Origin of the sequence: Actinomycetospora corticicola (assembly GCF_013409505.1) — a bacterium.
GTDB classification, from domain to species: Bacteria; Actinomycetota; Actinomycetes; order Mycobacteriales; family Pseudonocardiaceae; genus Actinomycetospora; species Actinomycetospora corticicola.
The window spans coordinates 2,747,122-2,764,869 of the sequence record NZ_JACCBN010000001.1; the positions used below are offsets into that span (position 1 = coordinate 2,747,122).

The window sequence follows — 17,748 nt, forward strand, 5'->3', positions numbered from 1 at the left end:
GAGGGTTCCCGAGGATGCCGGGGTCGACGACGTGACCCCGACTGCTGTTCACCTACAGGTTGAGTTTGATCGGGTTGACGATGTCGGCCAGGATCACGAGCCCGCCGTAGAGCATGATCACGATCGCGAAGCCGTAGGCGATCGGCATCAGCTTCGCCATGTCGACCGGGCCGGGGTCCGGGCGACCGCGGAGCCGGGCGATCCGCTTCTTCGCCGCCTCCCAGAGCGCGGGGAGGATGTGCCCGCCGTCGAGCGGCAGGATCGGCAGCAGGTTCAGCAGGAACAGCGACACGTTCACCGCGGCCAGCAGCTGCAGCATCATCGCGATCTCGGCCGCGACCGGGCTGTCCGAGGCCAGCACCTCGCCGCCGAGCACCGACACCCCGACGACGCTGACCGGTCCGTTCACGTCGCGCTGCTCGCCGAGGAACACCGCCCCGAACAGGGCGGGGACCTTCGTGGGCAGCGCGATGATGCTGTTCACCGCCCGCACGCCCATGTCCCCGACGAAGTCGACCACCTGGGCGGGGGTCTGCCGGGTCGTCGGCTGGATCGGGCTCAGGCCGAGGAACGACCCGGTGACGTACTGCGGCTCCCCGGTGGAGCGCGCGGAGTCGAGGTCGAGCAGCTGGGTCTGGATGAGCCGCGGGTAGAGCGTCAGGGTCTGCGACCCGCCGTCGGGAAGGGGCCGCTCGATGACGACGGGGACGGTGCCCGAGGCCGCCCGGATGGCCAGCTGCATGTCCTCCCACGAGCCGTAGGAGCGGCCGTCGAAGCTGACGATGCGGTCGCCGGCCCGGAAGCCCGCCTCGGCGGCCGGGGTGAGCGGCGCGCCCGGGGGGCACTGGTCGGTGGTGGTCGCCTGCGAGGCCGGGACGACGCACTTGCTGACGGCGGAGACCACCGGCTGGGCGGTCGGGATGCCGAAGCCCATGAGCACGATGATGAACAGCACCGCGGCGAGGATCAGGTTCATGAACGGCCCGGCGAACATCACGACGATGCGCTGCCAGGGCTTGCGGGTCCAGAACTGGCGGTCCTCGTCCCCGGGACGGATGTCCTTGACCGAGTCGGCGCGGACGTCGTCGATCAGGCCCTGGAACGGCCCGGACCGGCGGCTGCGGCCGATCTTCTCGCCCGGAGCCGGCGGGATCATGCCGATCATCCGGATGTAGCCGCCGAGCGGGATCGCCTTGATGCCGAACGACGTCTCGCCGCGCTGCCGGGCGAAGACCGTCGGGCCGAAGCCCACCATGAACTCGGGCACGCGCACACCGAACCGACGAGCGGCGGTGAAGTGGCCGAGCTCGTGCCAGGCGATGGAGAACATCAGTCCGAGCGCGAAGAGCACGATCCCGAGGACGAGCATCACGGAGCGCCACGGTAGCGGGCGCCCCGGTGATCTCGGCGTGGGGCGGTGTCAGACCGCGAGCAGCTCCCCCGCACGGGTGCGCGCCCAGTCCTCGGCGGCGTACACGTCGTCGACGTCGCGGGGGTCGCCCGCCCACTCGGTCGCGCCGCCCAGCACGTCCGCGACGGTGTCGACGATCCCGAGCCACGTGCCCCGGCCGGCGAGGAAGCCGCGGACGGCCTCCTCGTTCGCCGCGTTGAACACCGCGGGCAGGCAGCCGCCCGCGCTCCCGGCGGCGCGGGCGAGGTCGACGGCGGGGAACGCGGCCACGTCGAGGGGCTCGAAGGTCCACGCCTGGGCGGCGGCGAACGTCTCCCGCGGCGAGGCCCCGGGCAGGCGGTCGGGGAAGGCGAGCGCCAGGCCGATCGGCAGGTGCATGTCGGGCGGGCTGGCCTGCGCGATCGTCGCGCCGTCGACGAACGTGACCATGGAGTGCACCACCGACTGCGGGTGCACCACGACGTCGATCCGGTCGTAGGGCACCGCGAACAGCAGGTGCGCCTCGATGAGCTCGAGCCCCTTGTTCACCAGGGTCGAGGAGTTGAGGGTGACGACGGGGCCCATCGCCCACGTCGGGTGCGCGAGGGCGTCGTCGAGCGAGACCCCGGCGAGGTCGTCGCGGGACCGGCCGCGGAACGGGCCGCCGCTCGCCGTCAGGACGATGCGGTCGACCTCGCCCAGCGCCCCGGAGCGCAGGCACTGCGCGATCGCGGAGTGCTCGGAGTCGACCGGGAGGATCTGTCCGGGGGTGGCGGCGCGCGTGACCAGCGGCCCTCCGGCGACCAGCGACTCCTTGTTGGCCAGGGCGAGCGTCGCCCCGCTGCGCAGCGCGGCCAGCGTCGGCGCGAGCCCGCGGGAGCCGTCGACGGCGTTGAGCACCACCGTGCCCTCGGCGCCGCTGCCGGCGAGGTCGGTCATCGCCCCCGCGCCCGCGAGCACCTCGGCGCGACTCCCGGCCGCGCGGAGCGCCTCGACCACCGTGGCCCGGGCGCCCTCGTCGGCCACGGCCACCGTCGGGACGCCGAACTCCGCGGCCTGCGCGGCGAGCAGCTCCGGGCGGCCACCGCCGGCGGCGAGGCCGGTGACGGTGAACCGGTCGGGGTGGAGGCGCACGAGGTCGAGCGCCTGGGTGCCGATCGACCCGGTGGAACCCAGCAGGACGACGGGGCGTGCGGTGCTCATCGCCGCCATCCTGGCCCGACTCCCGGGGATCGGCGCGGTCACACGCCCCACGGACTGCCACGGGCCGCGACGACCGATAGATTGTCGCGCGAACGGCACGTCGGAGACCAGGAGGACCCGTGGCCAGCTCGAGCCCCGCCCGTCAGGCGCACGGCGACCCCGCGAAGGCCGACAGCCACCAGGCCGTCGTCGTCAACGGCGTGTCCTCCGACGACGAGCCGTCGGTCGAGTGGGGCTGGCACGGCCACTACCCGAAGGTCGCGCACTTCGCGGGCTTCCTCGTCGCCGCGATCTGCCTGATCATGCTGTGGGGCAACCACGTCGGCCAGCAGGAGAACATCTGGCTCGTCGTGATCGCGGTCGCCTTCTTCGCGCTCTCGCTGGGCGCGATCATCCGCAACCGGACGTCCTGGCGCCGCTGACGCACCCGGCCACGCCCGGCGACTACACCGGGCTGCGCGGGATGTCGTCCTGGACCGCCTTCGCGCCCTTGCGCGCGGCCACCAGGACGGCGTCCCAGGTCGGTGAGAACGGCGGGGCGTAGGAGAGGTCCATGAAGGTCATCTCCTCGAGGCCCATCCCGTTCCAGATGGCGGTGGCGAAGACGTCGATGCGCTTGGCCGAGTTGGCCCGCCCGACGATCTGGGCCCCGAGCAGGCGCCCGGAGCGTTCCTCGGCGATGACCTTCACCGTCATCATCTCCGCGCCCGGCATGTACCCCGCGACGTTCGACGACTCGATCGTCGCCGTCACGAACCCGTACCCGGCGGCCCGCGCCTCGTTCTCCCCCAGCCCGGTCCGCCCGATCTCGAGGGAACAGACCTTGGAGATCGCGGTGCCGATGACGCCGGGGAACGTGCCGTACCCGCCCGCGAGGTTCGTGCCGATGATCCGGCCGTGCTTGTTGGCGTGCGTGCCGAGGGCGATCGCGACGCCCTGCTGCGAGAGCCGGTGGTGCACCTCGACGCAGTCACCGCCGGCCCACACGTTCTCGTGGCCGACACAGCGCATCCGCACGTCGGTGACCAGCCCGCCGGACCGCCCGACGGTCAGCCCCGCCTCCTGCGCGAGCGACACGTTCGGCGCGACGCCGAGCCCGATGACGACGATGTCCGCGGCGACCGCCCCGTCACCGGTACGCACGGCGGCCACGCGCCCGTCCTCGCGGGTGTCGAAGCCCTCGACGGAGGTGCCGGTCAGCACCGTGATGCCCATGTCCTCCATGGCGGTCCGCACGATCGCCCCGAGGTCCGGGTCGACCTGGGTGAAGGGCTGGGGCGCGCGGTCGACGACGGTGACCTCGAGCCCGCGGGTCAGCATCGCCTCGGCCATCTCGACGCCGATGTACCCGGCGCCGACGACGACGGCCCGTCGGGCCTGCGACGCGTCGAGGTCCTTCACGATCTGCTCGCCCTGCTCGAGCGACTGCACGCCGTGGATGCCCGCGGCGTCGATCCCGTCGAGCGGCGGGTAGACGGGCGTCGCCCCGGTGGCGAACACGAGGTCGTCGTACTCCAGCTCGCCCTCGGAGCCGTCCCCGTCGAGGGCACGGAACGAGACGACCTGCTTCTCGACGTCGACCGCCGTCGCCTCCGTGCGCATCCGCACGTCGATCCCGGCCTCGCGGTGCTGCTCCGGGGTGCGGGCGACGAGGTCGTCGCGGTCGGAGACCTCGCCGGCGATCCAGTAGGGGATGCCGCACGCCGAGTAGGACGTGTAGTGCCCGCGCTCCAGGACGATCACCTCGGGCGCCTCGCCGCCGTCGGCCGCGGTGTGCCGCAGGGCGGTGTTGGCTGCGCTCATCCCGGTGGCGTCGCCGCCGATGACGACGATCCGACGGGTCATTCGGATTCCCCTCCGCTAGCGTGCGCTCGTGGCAGAAGCTGCCGAGCTCGTCCTCGCCGGCCGCACGGTGCGGCTCACGAACCCGGACAGGGTCTATTTCTCGGCGCGCGGGGAGACGAAACTCGATCTCGCGCAGTACTACGTCTCGGTGGGCGACGGCATCGTCAACGCGCTGCGGAACCGGCCGTGCATGATGCACCGGTTCCCGAGCGGCGTGGACGGCGACAAGGTCCACCAGAAGCGGCTGCCGAAGGGGGCGCCGGACTGGGTGCCCACGGTGCGGGTGCACTTCCCGCGCTACCACCGCACCGCCGACGAGCTCTGCGTCTCCTCGATCGCCGACGTCGTGTGGGCCGTGCAGATGTCGACCGTCGAGTTCCACCCCTGGAACTCCCGGGCCGCCGACGTCGAGTCGCCCGACGAGTGGCGCATCGACCTCGACCCGATGGAGGGCGTCGGGTTCGACACGGTGCGGCAGGTCGCGACGGTGGTGCACGAGGTGCTCGACGAACTCGGGGCCGTCGGTTTCCCGAAGACGTCGGGCGGCTCCGGCCTGCACGTCTACGTGCGGATTCGCCCGGAGCACTCCTTCGGCGAGGTGCGGCGGGCCGCGTGGGCCTTCGCACGCGAGGTCGAGCGGCGGGCCCCGCAGCTGGTGACGACGGCCTGGTGGCGCAAGGACCGCGAGCCCGGCACCGTCTTCGTCGACTACAACCAGAACACCCGCGACCACACGATCGCGAGCGCCTACTCGGTCCGCGGCACCCCGCTGGGCATCGTCTCGGCGCCCCTTCGTTGGGACGAGATCGCCGCGGCGGAACCGGGCGACTTCACGATCGCGACGATGCCCGCGCGCTACGCCGAGCTCGGCGACCTGCACGCGGATATCGACGAGGCCGTCTTCGACCTCGCGCCCCTGCTGGAGTGGGCCGACCGCGACGAGGCGCCGGAACCGGACGCCCCGGAGGTCTGAATCCCCGAGGTCTGATTCCCGACGACGGGTGCCGCGCGCGGCACCCGTCGTCGGGACGGGGTTCAGCTGCCGGACAGGGCGTCGAGCGCCGACAGGTCGGGCGTGAGCGCCTCGGGGCTCAGGCCCTGCGAGAGGTCCTCGGCGGTGGGCAGGCCCTGGGTCAGGGTGTCGCCGAAGGCGGTCGGGTCGGTGGGGAGCTTCGTGAGGTCGGCGAAGCCGGCGAGGTCCCCGGCCGACGGGATCGCGTCGAGACCCTGGGTGAGACCCGGGATGTCGGCGACGGAGTCGAACCCCGGCACGGCGTCGAGGCCCGGGATGTCCACCCCGGCGACGTTCTTCGCGACGGCGGCCGCGGCGTTGGCCGCGCTCAGCCCGGCCTGCGCGCCGGCGAGACCGGCCTGCGTCCCGGCCGTGGCGGCGGCACCGGCGGCGGCGACCGCCCCGTCGACCCCGGGCGGCGCGACCGGCGCGGCGGACGCGATCCCGGCGAAGGACGTGAGGCCGGCCCCGAGCACCGCGGCTCCGACGACGGCACGGCGGACGATCGACATGTCAGTTCCCCCTGGCATGAGGCCCGATCACGGACTGCGATCGGACGTGACGGAGCGTCCAACGGGGGCTACACGGCGCTGGTACGGATCTCGACGCCACGTGATCAGATCGGGCGAGGAACCCCTGTTGCGGGGCGGGACGACGACGGGCCCGACCCCGCTCGCGAGGAGCGGGGCCGGGCCCGTGGTGCCGTGCGGGTGGATCAGGTCAGAGGCCGGACACGACCGACTTCGCCGCGCTCCTGGCCTCCTTCGCCGCCGACTTCGCCGCGCTCTTGGCCTCCTTGGCGGCCGACTTCGCCGCGCTCTTGGCCTCCTTGGCCGCCGACTTCGCCTCGCTCTTGGCTTCCTTGGCGGCCGACCTCGCCTCGGCCTTGGCCTCCTTGGCCGCCGACTTCGCCTCGGCCTTGGCCTCCTTGGCGGCCGACTTCGCCTCGGCCTTGGCCTCCTTGGCCGCCGACTTCGCCGCCGAGGAGGACGAGGACGACGAGGACGACGTGGAGGTCGAGCCCGAGTCCTGGCTCAGGACCGGGAGGTTGGCGTCCACCAGACTGCCGGTGCTCCCGCTGCCCGAGTCCTGGCTCAGGACGGGGGCGTTTGCGCTCACGAGGCTCTCGCCGGTGCCACTCGTCCCGGAGTCCTGGCTGAGCACCGGGACGTTGGCGTCGAGCACGCTCGCGGTCCCGCCGGTGCTGCCCGAGTCCTGGCTGCCCACCGGGATGTTCGCGTTGATCAGGCTGCCGAGCCCGGAGGTGCCGGACCCCTGGCTGAGCACCGGGATGTTGGCGTTGATCAGGCTGCCGAGGTCGGTGCCCGAGCCCTGGCTCAGGATCGGGAGGTTCAGGTTCAGCAGCGAGCCGAGGTCCAGGCCGCCCAGGCCGGTATCGGTCCCGGTGCCCGTCCCCGTCCCCGTGCCGGTGCCGGTGCCGGTGCCGGTGCCTCCCGTGCCCGGGAAACCGCCCGGACCGAAGGGGAAGTCCGGACCGAAGGGGAAGTCGGGACCAAAGGGCGACCCGTCCGGCCCGAACGGGAAGTCGGTCCCGAAGGCGTCGACCAGAGACCCGTTGTAGGCCTCGGCCTGGGCCCTTGCCTGGTCGATGGCGTCCTGCACCGCCGCGGCGAAGTCGGCCGGCGAGAGCCCCGTGGAGGGGATCGTGACCGTCCCCGGCAGGGTCCCGCCGGTCGTGGTGCCCGTGCCGGTGGTGGTGCCGGTCGTCGTGCCCGTGGTGGTGCCGTTCGTGGTCGTCGTGGTCGTGTCGTTGACCGTCGTCGTGTTGCCGTTGACGATGGTGCCCCCGAGCAGGGCGACGTTGTTCCCGCTGGCCACGACGTTGCCATTGCCGATGTCGCTGATGTTGGTGGCGGTGATCCTGGTGTTCCCGCCGGTGACGTCCCCGAGGCCGGAGCCCGTGGTCGTGTTCGTGGCCGTGATGGTGTTGACCGAATCGGCCGCCGCAACCCCCGCGGTGGTCCCGAGTCCGGTGACGACGATCGCGGCCGCTGCGGCGGCCCGACGTGCGGCATTCATGGATCGACTCCTAGATCGCAGGCTTTTGGCGACTCCCCGCAGTCGCTTGATGACACAGAGCTAATCGCCCGTTCGGCCCAGCCCGCGACCGGAGAGCCGCGAGGTCACCCCGTTCGTGTGAGCACTCCACCGGCGAGTCCGTCCGGCAATCGTGTGAGATCACGACAGTGCGTCGACCGCGTCTCCGTGTCATCGCGCCGTCTTTGCCCGGTTGGGGTCACCCCGTCCCCATCGACGTTCCGCCCCGTCACGCACGAGGGCCCCGCCTCGCACCTCTCGGGTGCGGGGCGGGGCCCTCGTGTGGTCGTGCTCGGAACGCAGGGTCAGAGGAGATCCGACGCGCTGTCGACGACGTCGGAGACCGTGTCGCCGGCGTCGCTGTCGCCCGAGTCGCTGTCGCTCGAACCGCTGTCGCTCGAGTCGCCGTCGCCCGAGTCGCTCAGGACCGGGATGTCGACGTCGGCGACGTCGTTGTCCGAGCTGCTCTCATCCGACGAGTCGGAGTCGCTCAGCACCGGGACGTCGACGTCGGCGACGTCGTTGTCCGAGCTGCTCTCATCCGACGAGTCGGAGTCGCTCAGCACCGGGACGTCGACGTCGGCGACGTCGTTGTCCGAGCTGCTCTCGTCCGACGAGTCGGAGTCGCTCAGCACCGGGACGTCGGCGTCGATCAGGTCGTCGTCGGACCCGGTCCCGCCGTCGGAGTCGCCACCGATGGGCAGGTCGGCGTCGATCAGGTCGTCGTCGGACGCGGAGCCGCCGTCGGTGTCTCCACCGATCGGGAGGTCGACGTCCACTCCGTCGTCGTCGGAGCCGGCGCCACCGTCGGCGTCCCCACCGATCGGGAGGTCGACGTCCACCCCGTCGTCGTCGGAGCCGGCTCCACCGTCACCGGGACCGTCACCGAGCGGGTCCCCGAGGTCGATGCCGCCGTCGTCACCGGAGCCCGGCAGGTCGCCGGGGAGACCCGGCAGCCCGCCGTCGTCGGTGCCACCGTCGTCGGTGCCGCCGTCGTCGGTGCCACCACCGGTACCGGGCAGGCCTCCGTCGTCGCCACCGGTGCCGGTGCCCGGCAGGCCCGGGAACCCGCCCGGACCGAACGGGAAGTCCTCGCCGAAGGGCGAACCGCCCGGTCCGAACGGGAAGTCCTCGCCGAAGGGCGATCCACCCGGCCCGAACGGGAAGTCGTCCCCGAACAGGTCACCGAGGTCGGGGGCCGTCGGGGTCGTGCCGCCGCCCGGCGTCGGACCGCCGCTGCCCGGCAGGTCGGGCAGGTCGGGCAGGTCGGGCGTGCCCGGAAGGGTCGGGAAGGTCGGGAACGTGCCGACCCCGCCGCCCGCGTAGAAGTCACGGAGCGCCTCGGCGTAGACGCGGGCCGCATCGGCCTGCGCCTGGGCCTGGGCCCGGGCCTGGTCGATGGCCTCCTGCACCGAGGCGGCGAAGTCGGCCGGCGAGAGCCCGCCGGACGGGATCGTCACGACGCCGAGGGCGTCGGCGGCGACCGTCGGGGTGGCCGTCCCGGTGGTGGTGGTCGTGGTGCTCGTGTCGTTGACCGTGGTGGTGTTCCCGTTCACGATCGTCCCGCCCAGGGCGACGTTGTTCCCGGAGAGGATCCGGTTCCCGTTGCCGATGTTGCTGGTGTTGCGGGCCGTGATGGTGATGTCTCCGCCGGTGGTGTCCCCCAGACCGTTACCGACGGTGGTGTTGGTCGCCGAGATGCGGTTCTGCGCATCGGCGGAGGCGAGTCCGGTCGTCGTACCCAGACCCGTGACGACGATCGCGGCGGCAGCGACTGCGCGGCGTGCGGCGTTCAATGGATTCGGCTCCTTGGATCGCTGGCGTTGCGACTCCCCGCAGTCGCTTCGTGACACAGAGCTAATCCCCGAACGGCCTAACGGCGCACCCGGCGCGAATCGGTAGGAACCGAGTGGGTGACGCAAACGGGCGAAACCGCGTACAACAAACGAGTGACGTCACAGGTCGACAACGATCGGACAGCGACGAAATCGCGGTCGAGAACGCCCGAACCGGTCGAGAAGGTCAGAACCGGGTGCCGTTCCACGCCACCGAGGGCGCCGCGAGCATCCGGGCCAGGCGCGCCGCCGCGCCCGCCGAGCGTTCCTCGAGCCGGTTCGCCCGGACGAGGACCCGCGGGTCCACCCCACCGAGCACGACCGACCCGAGCGTCGGGGCCGGCATCCGGACATCGGGCTCCCCGGCGTCGGTCGTGACGGCGGGGGCGAGCCGGTCGTGCGTGTCGAGCCGCCAGCGTCCCCGGGCGTGGCCGAGCGGGTCGGTGACCTCGAGCACGAGGGCGTCCTCGGTCGGGTAGCGGCGGGCGCCGAGGAGGGCGGGTACGTCGAGGACCCGCAGCCACAGCATCGGGCGGCTCTCCCCGAGCACCACCGCCCGCGGGTCGGTGAACAGCCACGGCAGCGGTTCGTCGACCGATGCGTCGGACCAGGTCACCGTGCCGATGAGGTCCTGCGAGCACAGGTGGCGCCAGAGCTCGGTGTAGGCGGTCGGGGTGAGGGCCTGGAGGTCCACCACACCGAGCGTCCCCGCGCCGGAGGCGTACCAGCTCTCCTCGACCCGGAGGACGACGTAGCCACCCGGTCGGCCGTCGTCGTCGCGCCAGACGACGACCTGGCGGAGCCGGTCGGGCTCCAGGCCGTTCCACGGTCCCGCACCCACCAGCAGTTGGTCCCACTGCGACGCCAGCCGCTCCAGCGCACCCGGATGGCGACGCCGGGCGCGGTCGTGGAGCGGGCGGGTGAGGGCGAGCGCGGCGTCCGGCCGGTCGACGACCTCGAGGGTGCCGCGCGGCCCGGCGTCCCGGAAGCGGGCCCGGGCGGTGTCGACGGTGAGCCGACGGGAGTGGGTCGCGAGCCCGAACCCCCACCGCTCGTAGAGCGCACCCTGGGTGGAGGTGAGCACGGCGGCCGCGGCGCCGGCGCGCGCGGCGGCGCCGAGGTCCTCGCTGAGCAGGCGGTCGGTCAGACCCCGGCGGCGATGGGTGGACCGCACGCCGATGCCGGTGATCGCGTCGGCGGGCACGTCGCCGCCGGGCACCGTGAGACGGGCGTCCCAGGAGCGCAGGGTGGCGACCGGGGTCGGGTCGGGGTCGGCGTACGCGCCCCGGAGCCGGTTGCCCTCGAAGGCGACGCCGATCCGGGCGAGCAGCTCGGCGTCCAGGCGCGGCCCGAGGAACGCGGCCAGCTGGGCGCGCGTCCACGCCACGGTGCCCGCGTCCGAGGAACCCTCGACGACCCGGGGCGAGAACGTCCGCACCGCCGGCGTCACCACCGGGTGATCATCCCCCGGTGGCGGCCAGCTGCCCGCACGCCGCGGCAATCTCGCGTCCCCGCGTGTCGCGCACGGTGCACGCGACGCCGCCGTTGCGCACCCGCCGCACGAACTCCGCCTGGACCGGCGCGGGGCTCGCGTCCCACTTCGAGCCCGGCGTCGGGTTGAGCGGGATGAGGTTCACGTGCACGAGGCGGCCGAGGTGCTGCGAGGCGAGCTTGGCGAGCAGCTCGGCCCGCCACGGCTGGTCGTTGACGTCCCGGATCAGGGCGTACTCGATCGACACGCGCCGCCCGGTGACGTCGGCGTAGTGCCGCGCCGCCTCGAAGACCTCGCGCACCGGCCAGCGGGTGTTGACCGGCACCAGGGTGTCGCGCAGCTCGTCGTCGGGAGTGTGCAGGCTGACCGCCAGGGTGACCTGCAGGCCCTCGTCGGCGAGCCGGTGGATCGCGGGGACGAGCCCGACGGAGGAGACCGTCACCGAGCGCTGGCTGATCCCGAGCCCCGCGGGCGGGGCGTCGCAGATGCGGTGCACGGCGTCGACGACGCGGCGGTAGTTCGCGAGCGGCTCCCCCATGCCCATGAACACGACGTTCGAGAGCCGGGCCGGGACGCCGTCGCCGAGCGCGCCGTCGCGTGCCGCCGCGGCCGCCGACCGGACCTGCTCGACGATCTCGGCCGTCGACATGTTCCGCTGCAGCCCGCCCTGGCCGGTCGCGCAGAACGGGCACGCCATCCCGCAGCCGGCCTGGCTGGAGATGCACACCGTGGCCCGGTCCTGGTAGCCCATGAGCACGCTCTCCACGAGCGCGCCGTCGGCGGCCCGCCAGAGCGTCTTGCGCGTCGCCCCGCCGTCGCACTCCACCACCGAGGCCGGCTCGAAGAGGTGCGGGAAGAGCTGCGCGGACTTCTCCCGGTCCGCGGCGGAGAGGTCGGTCATCGACGCCGGGTCGGCCTCCAGGCGCGCGAAGTACTGCCGCGCGATCTGGTCGGCGCGGAAGCCCGGCAGGCCCAGCTCGGTGACCGCGGCCTTGCGGTCGTCCGGCGCGAGGTCGGCGAAGTGCCGCGGCGGGCGCGTGCGCCGCGTCCCGGTGCCCGTCAGCGACAGGACGGGGAGCTCCCGCTCGGTCCCGGTCATCGGACCCGGTCCCGCAGGGCCTCGAGCAGCCCGATCCGGTCGGCGGCCGAGACGAGGACGAGGATCCCGCACAGCAGGCCGAGCAGGCCCTGCGAGACGAAGCCCGACGCCTCCTGCGTGCTGATGATCGCCGCCAGCACCCCGAGCGCGGCCAGGACGATGCCCAGCCACTGCGTCGGGCGCTGCCCGGTCGAGCGGGCGAGCGCCAGGAACGCGCCGCCGGTGATCACCGCGGCGATCCCGGGCGCGGCCTCGGACCAGGAGATGAGCCCGAGCAGCACCGACACCACCACGATCGCCCCGACGGCGATGCCGCCGAACCGCAGCAGGTCGGCCGAGCGCGCGCCGTCGAACGGGTTCGAACCGCGGCGCCGGTTCTCGACGAGGATCACCACGACCCCCGCGATCCCGACGGCGAGCAGCAGCGTGCCCGCGCCGTCGGCGCCCAGCCCGAGCGTCCCCACCGTCAGCCAGGCCACGCCGACCAGGCACTCCACGAGCACCGGGTCGAGCCGCACCGACCGACCGCCCGGTGCCCGTCCACCCGAGGGCGGACGGCCGCGCGAGGAACCCGGCGGCGGGCCGGACGACCCGGGGGGCGGACCGGCGGGGCCAGGACGGCCGGGCGCGGGGAAGCCGCCACCGCGGTACGGGTCACCGGGTCGCTGGCCGGGATGGGGGTACGACACGCCCTCCACGGTAGCCGCGTCCGGTGTGTCGACGGCGTGGTGGGCCGGTGGTCACGGCGGCAGCAGTCCGGTCGGTCGCCGGCGGACGTGGATCCGGTAGGCCACCGGGAGCGCGAGACCCGTGGTGCCGTTCACGGCCCGGTCCGCGACGGCCGGTGTGAACTCGATCCGCAGCACCGCAGCCATCGTCGCGCGGTCGGAGAACCGCCACAGGGTGTCGACCCGCCGGGTCGAGAATCCCTGCGCGGTGAAGAAACCGGCGGCCGACCGGGGGTCGTAGCCGGGGGCCGAGGCCCGCATCCAGGCGCCGTAGGAGTGCCGGGTCGCGTCCAGGTCGACGATCACGAGGGCGCCGCCGGGCCGGAGCACCCGGTCGGCCTCGACGAGCCCGGGCTCGCAGCCGTGCCCGAAGAAGTAGGCGGTCCGGGCGTGGACCACGTCGACCGACGCGTCGGGGATGGGGAGGGAGGCCGCGCTCCCGCCGACGACCGAGACCGAGGGCAGGTCCGCACAGCGCGCCCGCGCCCGTGCGACGAGCGGCGGGTGGGGTTCGACGCCGATGACCGACCGGGCCGTCGTCGCGAACCGCGGCAGGTGGAAGCCGTCGCCGCACCCGACGTCGAGAACGTCGCCGGAGAGGTCGACGCTCTCCGCGAGCGCCTCCCACAGCGCCCCCGTCGCGTCCTGCGCGGCGTTCTCGGCCTCGTACACCTCGGGCCAGCGCCAGATGTTGGGGCTCTCGGCGACGCCGGGGAAGGTCATCAGGTGGCGTAGGGCAGGAGCACGAACAGCAGCAGCCAGGCCACCGGCGCCGAGGTCACCAACGAGTCGAGGCGCTCCATGAGGCCACCGTGCCCGGGGATCGTCTGGCCCATGTCCTTGATGCCGAGGTCGCGCTTGACCAGCGACTCCACCAGGTCGCCGATCACGGCGGCGACCACCAGCACGGGACCCAGGACGAGGCCGTACCACCAGGGGGCGTCGAGCAGGAGCGCCACGCACAGCGAGGCGCCGGTGGCGCCGAGGACCATCGAGCCCGCGAGCCCCTCCCAGGACTTCTTCGGGCTGACCTTCGGCGCCATCGGGTGCCTGCCGAACAGCACGCCGGCCGCGTAGCCGCCGGTGTCCGAGCAGACGACGATGATGAGGAAGGTGAGCACCCGGGCGGTGCCGTCGCTGGGCACCACGAGCATGGCGCCGAAGGCCATGCCCATCGGGATCCAGACGAGCACCAGCATCGAGGCGCCGACGTCGCGGACGAAGCCGGCGGCGCCGAGCCGCATCCGCCAGATGAAGCAGCCGAGGACGGTCACCACGAGGGCCCCGAGGATGCCCTCGGACCCGAACGGCCAGGACAGCCAGATCATCGCCTGACCGCCGAGGAGCACCGGCACGCGGGAGAGCCGGATGCCCGCGGCACGGTTCAGCGCCCCGAAGACCTCCCAGATCCCGATCGCCGCACAGACCGCGACGATGATGATCCAGGTCTGCCGGACGGTGAGCAGCGAGAGCAGGATGACCGCGCCCATGGCGAGGCCGACCCCGATCGCCAGCGGCAGGTTCCGGCCCGCGCGGGAGGACGAACCACCCGGGCCGGCGCTGTTGGCCGGGACCGCCACGTCCTCCGCCACGGCTCGTGTCCTCCTCGTCCGCGCCGCTCAGACCTCGAGCAGTTCGGCTTCCTTGGCCTTGACCATGTCCTCGATCTTGGTGATGTAGGTCGCGGTCACGCTCTCGAGCTCCTTCTCGGCCCGGGCGACCTCGTCCTCACCGGCCTCGCCGTCCTTGACGATGCGCTGCAGCTCGGTCATCGCGGTGCGACGCACGCTGCGGATCGACACGCGGGCGTCCTCGCCCTTGCCCCGGGCGACCTTGACCATCTCGCGGCGACGCTCCTCGGAGAGCTCCGGGAAGATGACGCGGATGATGAGGCCGTCGTTCGACGGGTTCACGCCGAGGTCGGAGTCGCGGATCGCGCGCTCCATCACGCCCAGGGAGCTCTGGTCGTACGGCTTGATGACCGCCATCCGCGCCTCGGGCACGCTCACCGAGGCGAGCTGGGGCAGCGGGGTGTAGGAGCCGTAGTACTCGACCTGGATGCGGTTGAACATCGCCGGGCTGGCCCGCCCGGTGCGCACGCCCTGCAGGTCGGCGCGCGCGGCGTCGACCGACTTCTCCATCTTCTCCTCGGCGTCGAGGAGGGTCTCGTCGATCATCTCGGGCTCCTCTCAGGACGCCGGGGTGTGGACCAGCGTGCCGATCCTCTCACCCCGGACGGCGCGCGCGATGTTCCCCTCGATCAACAGGTTGAACACCATGATCGGCATCTGGTTGTCCATGCACAGGCTGAACGCGGTGGCGTCGGCGACCTTGAGGCCCTTCTCCAGGACCTCCCGGTGGGTGATCTCGGTGTACATCGTGGCCGTCGGGTCGACCTTCGGGTCGGCGGTGAAGACGCCGTCGACCCCCTTGGCCAGCAGGACCATCTCGCACTCGATCTCGAGGGCGCGCTGGGCGGCCGTGGTGTCGGTGGAGAAGTAGGGCATGCCCACGCCGGCGCCGAAGATGACGACGCGGCCCTTCTCGAGGTGGCGCATCGCGCGCCGCGGGATGTACGCCTCGGCGACCTGACCCATCGTGATGGCGGTCTGCACGCGCGTGTCGATGTGGTGCTCGCGCTCGAGGAAGTCCTGCAGCGCGAGGCAGTTCATCACCGTGCCGAGCATGCCCATGTAGTCGCTGCGCTGGCGCTGCATCCCGGCCTGGGAGAGCTCCTCGCCGCGGAAGAAGTTGCCGCCGCCGATGACCACGGCGATCTGCACGCCGGACGCGACGACGTCGGCGATCTGGCGGGCCACGGTCGAGACCACGGTGGGGTCGACCCCCACGCCGCCGCCCCCGAACATCTCGCCACCGAGCTTGAGCAGGACCCGGCGGGTCGGCCCCGACGTCCAGCTGCCCGTGCGTTCGGCCTCGACGGTGCCGGTCACGGCGGAGCTCCCCTCGTGCGGTGCTTCTCGGACACACGCGACGGGTCGGTGCGGGATCCGCACCGACCCATCGTCGTGATCAGGCCTGGCCGACCTCGAAGCGGGCGAAGGTGCGGACGTCGACGCCCGCGTCCTTCAGCACCGCGCCGACCGACTTCTTGTCGACCGACACCGAGTCCTGCTCGAGCAGGACCGTGTCCTTGTAGTAGCCGTTGAGCCGACCCTCGACGATCTTGTCGATGATCTTCTCGGGCTTGCCCTCCTCACGCGCGGTGGCCTCGGCGACGCGGCGCTCGCTCTCCACGACGTCCGCCGGCACCTCCTCGCGCGTGGTGTAGAGCGGGCGGGCCGCGGCGACCTGCATCGCGGCGCCGCGGGCGGCCTCCTGGTCGTCCCCGGTGTAGGCGACGAGCACGCCGATCGCCGGGGGCAGGTCGGAGGACCGACGGTGCAGGTAGGTCGTGGTCGGGCCGTCGAGCGTGACCACGCGACGGAGCTCGAGCTTCTCGCCGATGCGGGCCGAGAGGGCCTGCACGGCGTCGTCGACGGTGCCGTCGCCCAGCTTCGCGGCCTTGAGCGCCTCGACGTCGGAGACCTTCTCGGCGATCGCGACGCCGAGGATGTCCTCGCCGAGCTGGATGAAGTCCGCGTTCTTGGCGACGAAGTCCGTCTCGGAGTTCAGCTCGATCATCGAGCCGTCGCGGGCGGCGACGATGCCGTTGGCGGTCGCGCGCCCGGCACGCTTGCCGACGTCCTTGGCGCCCTTGATGCGCAGGGCCTCGATGGCCTTGTCGAAGTCGCCCTCGTTCTCCTCGAGCGCCTTCTTGCAGTCCATCATCCCGGAGCCGGTGGCCTCGCGGAGCTTCTTCACGTCGGCGGCGGTGTAGTTCGCCATCGTGTTCCTGTTCCTCTGGATCGAAGGTTCCCGACGACGGGTCCGGTCCGGACCCGTCGTCGGGAAGGGGTGTCAGCGGCTGGCCTGGCCGTTCTCGGGGGTCCCGGCGGCCGGGGCGGCGTCGATCGCGTTGTCGTCCGAGCCGGTGCCGTCGGAGTCGGCGACCCCCGCGGTGCGCTCGGGACGACCCTCCTCGCCCGTGGGCTGGACCTCGTCGCCCGCGGCGGCCGCGGTCGCCTCGGCCTCGACGCTCGCCACGGGGGCGTCGCCACCCGCGTCGACCGCGGAGTTCGTCGGCAGGCTCTCCGGGGCCGAGGCCCCGTCGCCGCCGACCGGCGCGAAGTCGCGCTCGGCCTGCGCGTCGGCCGCCGGCGCCTCCTCGGTGCCGTTCTGGCGCTGGTTGCGGGCCCGGAAGCCCTCCGCGCACGCCTCGGCGACGACCTTGGTGAGCAGGGCGGCGGAGCGGATCGCGTCGTCGTTGCCCGGGATCGGGTAGTCGACCTCGTCCGGGTCGCAGTTCGTGTCGAGGATCGCGACGACCGGGATGTTCAGCTTGCGAGCCTCGCCGACGGCGATGTGCTCCTTCTTGGTGTCCACGATCCACACGGCGCTCGGGACGCGGGCCATGTCGCGGATACCGCCGAGGGTCCGCTCGAGCTTCTCGTGCTCACGGCTGAGCATGAGGATTTCCTTCTTGGTGCGACCCTCGAAGCCCCCGCTCTGCTCCATCGCCTCGAGCTCCTTGAGGCGGGTCAGACGCTTGTGCACCGTCTGGAAGTTCGTGAGCATGCCGCCCAGCCAGCGCTGGTTGACGTAGGGCATCCCCACGCGGTCGGCCTGCTCGGAGATGGCCTCCTGGGCCTGCTTCTTCGTCCCGATGAAGAGCACCGTGCCGCCGTGGGCGACGGTCTGCTTCACGAAGTCGTAGGCGCGGTCCACGTAGGACAGCGTCTGCTGCAGGTCGATGATGTAGATGCCGTTGCGCTCGGTGAAGATGAAGCGACGCATCTTGGGGTTCCAGCGCCGGGTCTGGTGTCCGAAGTGGACACCCGAGTCCAGCAGCTGTCGCATGGTGACGACGGCCATGGTGGTCGTACTACCTCTGTCTCTGCTGCGGTTGCCGCGCCGGACCGGGTGGACCGGCGCCCTGGTGCCCCGCCGCACGGTCCGAATCCCCGGGGGGACCGCTCGGTGTGCGGGGTCGATGGCTCGCGCTGGGCGGGCTCGTCGGGGCACGCGA

The 17,748-nt window shown here is 72.7% G+C and carries 17 protein-coding genes; 2 read left to right on the forward strand and 15 right to left on the reverse strand.

Annotated elements, in window-relative coordinates; genetic code table 11:
* Window positions 1-52 precede the first annotated feature (52 nt).
* The gene (locus BJ983_RS13200; protein ID WP_218891096.1) at window positions 53-1,369 is read right to left on the reverse strand and encodes a M50 family metallopeptidase; all 1,317 of its coding nucleotides are present in this window, start codon (window positions 1,367-1,369) and stop codon (window positions 53-55) included.
* 51 nt (window positions 1,370-1,420) lie between these two features.
* A complete protein-coding gene (gene dxr / locus BJ983_RS13205) occupies window positions 1,421-2,593 on the reverse strand; it encodes a 1-deoxy-D-xylulose-5-phosphate reductoisomerase (RefSeq protein WP_179794201.1) in 1,173 nt (390 codons plus the stop codon).
* Window positions 2,594-2,712: 119 nt separating this feature from the next.
* Between dxr and BJ983_RS30850 the strand changes: the two genes are divergently transcribed.
* Entirely contained in the window at window positions 2,713-3,015 is a 303-nt protein-coding gene (locus BJ983_RS30850; RefSeq protein WP_179794202.1) for a DUF2631 domain-containing protein, read from the forward strand.
* 22 nt (window positions 3,016-3,037) lie between these two features.
* On the opposite strand, the gene BJ983_RS13215 is transcribed toward BJ983_RS30850, so the two are convergent.
* Window positions 3,038-4,438 (reverse strand): FAD-dependent oxidoreductase, encoded by a 1,401-nt coding sequence (locus tag BJ983_RS13215; RefSeq protein WP_179794203.1) that lies wholly within the window; start codon window positions 4,436-4,438, stop codon window positions 3,038-3,040.
* Between the two features lie 28 nt (window positions 4,439-4,466).
* Here BJ983_RS13215 and ligD point away from each other — a divergent pair, with 28 nt between their 5' ends.
* Entirely contained in the window at window positions 4,467-5,411 is a 945-nt protein-coding gene (ligD, locus tag BJ983_RS13220; RefSeq protein ID WP_179794204.1) for a non-homologous end-joining DNA ligase, read from the forward strand.
* A gap of 62 nt (window positions 5,412-5,473) precedes the next feature.
* Here the strand turns inward: ligD and BJ983_RS13225 are convergent, their stop codons facing one another.
* The 12 genes from BJ983_RS13225 to rpsB all read right to left on the reverse strand — a co-directional run bounded on the left by BJ983_RS13225 (window position 5,474) and on the right by rpsB (window position 17,594).
* Window positions 5,474-5,962, reverse strand: a complete 489-nt coding sequence (locus BJ983_RS13225) for a hypothetical protein (protein ID WP_179794205.1) — start codon at window positions 5,960-5,962, stop codon at window positions 5,474-5,476.
* A gap of 208 nt (window positions 5,963-6,170) precedes the next feature.
* The gene (locus BJ983_RS13230) at window positions 6,171-7,490 is read right to left on the reverse strand and encodes a hypothetical protein (RefSeq protein ID WP_179794206.1); all 1,320 of its coding nucleotides are present in this window, start codon (window positions 7,488-7,490) and stop codon (window positions 6,171-6,173) included.
* 323 nt (window positions 7,491-7,813) lie between these two features.
* A complete protein-coding gene (locus BJ983_RS13235) occupies window positions 7,814-9,304 on the reverse strand; it encodes a hypothetical protein (RefSeq protein WP_179794207.1) in 1,491 nt (496 codons plus the stop codon).
* Window positions 9,305-9,530: 226 nt separating this feature from the next.
* A complete protein-coding gene (locus BJ983_RS13240; protein ID WP_179794208.1) occupies window positions 9,531-10,796 on the reverse strand; it encodes a GNAT family N-acetyltransferase in 1,266 nt (421 codons plus the stop codon).
* Window positions 10,797-10,803: 7 nt separating this feature from the next.
* Entirely contained in the window at window positions 10,804-11,934 is a 1,131-nt protein-coding gene (gene rlmN, locus BJ983_RS13245) for a dual-specificity RNA methyltransferase RlmN (protein WP_179794209.1), read from the reverse strand.
* Window positions 11,931-12,452: a hypothetical protein gene (locus BJ983_RS13250; protein ID WP_179794210.1), complete on the reverse strand. Its 522-nt coding sequence runs from the start codon at window positions 12,450-12,452 to the stop codon at window positions 11,931-11,933. Before BJ983_RS13250 ends, rlmN begins: the two co-directional genes overlap by 4 nt.
* A 222-nt stretch (window positions 12,453-12,674) precedes the next feature.
* Entirely contained in the window at window positions 12,675-13,385 is a 711-nt protein-coding gene (locus BJ983_RS13255) for a class I SAM-dependent methyltransferase (RefSeq protein WP_179794211.1), read from the reverse strand.
* The gene (locus BJ983_RS13260; protein ID WP_343054117.1) at window positions 13,385-14,254 is read right to left on the reverse strand and encodes a phosphatidate cytidylyltransferase; all 870 of its coding nucleotides are present in this window, start codon (window positions 14,252-14,254) and stop codon (window positions 13,385-13,387) included. The genes BJ983_RS13255 and BJ983_RS13260 overlap by 1 nt, the downstream gene beginning before the upstream one ends.
* 27 nt (window positions 14,255-14,281) lie before the next feature.
* Window positions 14,282-14,839 carry a ribosome recycling factor gene (frr, locus tag BJ983_RS13265; protein WP_179794212.1) on the reverse strand — a complete coding sequence of 186 codons (558 nt, stop codon included), beginning with the start codon at window positions 14,837-14,839 and terminating at the stop codon, window positions 14,282-14,284.
* Window positions 14,840-14,851: 12 nt separating this feature from the next.
* Window positions 14,852-15,613, reverse strand: a complete 762-nt coding sequence (pyrH, locus tag BJ983_RS13270) for a UMP kinase (RefSeq protein WP_179794213.1) — start codon at window positions 15,611-15,613, stop codon at window positions 14,852-14,854.
* Between the two features lie 79 nt (window positions 15,614-15,692).
* Window positions 15,693-16,508, reverse strand: a complete 816-nt coding sequence (gene tsf / locus BJ983_RS13275; protein ID WP_179794214.1) for a translation elongation factor Ts — start codon at window positions 16,506-16,508, stop codon at window positions 15,693-15,695.
* Between the two features lie 72 nt (window positions 16,509-16,580).
* The gene (rpsB, locus tag BJ983_RS13280; RefSeq protein WP_179794215.1) at window positions 16,581-17,594 is read right to left on the reverse strand and encodes a 30S ribosomal protein S2; all 1,014 of its coding nucleotides are present in this window, start codon (window positions 17,592-17,594) and stop codon (window positions 16,581-16,583) included.
* Window positions 17,595-17,748 lie beyond the last annotated feature (154 nt).

Excerpts from the sequence above, each read along its gene's own strand:
- BJ983_RS13200 (WP_218891096.1), bottom strand. The coding sequence starts at position 1,369 with ATGCTCGTCCTCGGGATCGTGCTCTTCGCGCTCGGACTGATGTTCTCC.
- dxr (WP_179794201.1), bottom strand. The coding sequence starts at position 2,593 with ATGAGCACCGCACGCCCCGTCGTCCTGCTGGGTTCCACCGGGTCGATC.
- BJ983_RS13215 (WP_179794203.1), bottom strand. The coding sequence starts at position 4,438 with ATGACCCGTCGGATCGTCGTCATCGGCGGCGACGCCACCGGGATGAGC.
- BJ983_RS13225 (WP_179794205.1), bottom strand. The coding sequence starts at position 5,962 with ATGTCGATCGTCCGCCGTGCCGTCGTCGGAGCCGCGGTGCTCGGGGCC.
- BJ983_RS13230 (WP_179794206.1), bottom strand. The coding sequence starts at position 7,490 with ATGAATGCCGCACGTCGGGCCGCCGCAGCGGCCGCGATCGTCGTCACC.
- rlmN (WP_179794209.1), bottom strand. The coding sequence starts at position 11,934 with ATGACCGGGACCGAGCGGGAGCTCCCCGTCCTGTCGCTGACGGGCACC.
- BJ983_RS13255 (WP_179794211.1), bottom strand. The coding sequence starts at position 13,385 with ATGACCTTCCCCGGCGTCGCCGAGAGCCCCAACATCTGGCGCTGGCCC.
- frr (WP_179794212.1), bottom strand. The coding sequence starts at position 14,839 with ATGATCGACGAGACCCTCCTCGACGCCGAGGAGAAGATGGAGAAGTCG.
- tsf (WP_179794214.1), bottom strand. The coding sequence starts at position 16,508 with ATGGCGAACTACACCGCCGCCGACGTGAAGAAGCTCCGCGAGGCCACC.
- rpsB (WP_179794215.1), bottom strand. The coding sequence starts at position 17,594 with ATGGCCGTCGTCACCATGCGACAGCTGCTGGACTCGGGTGTCCACTTC.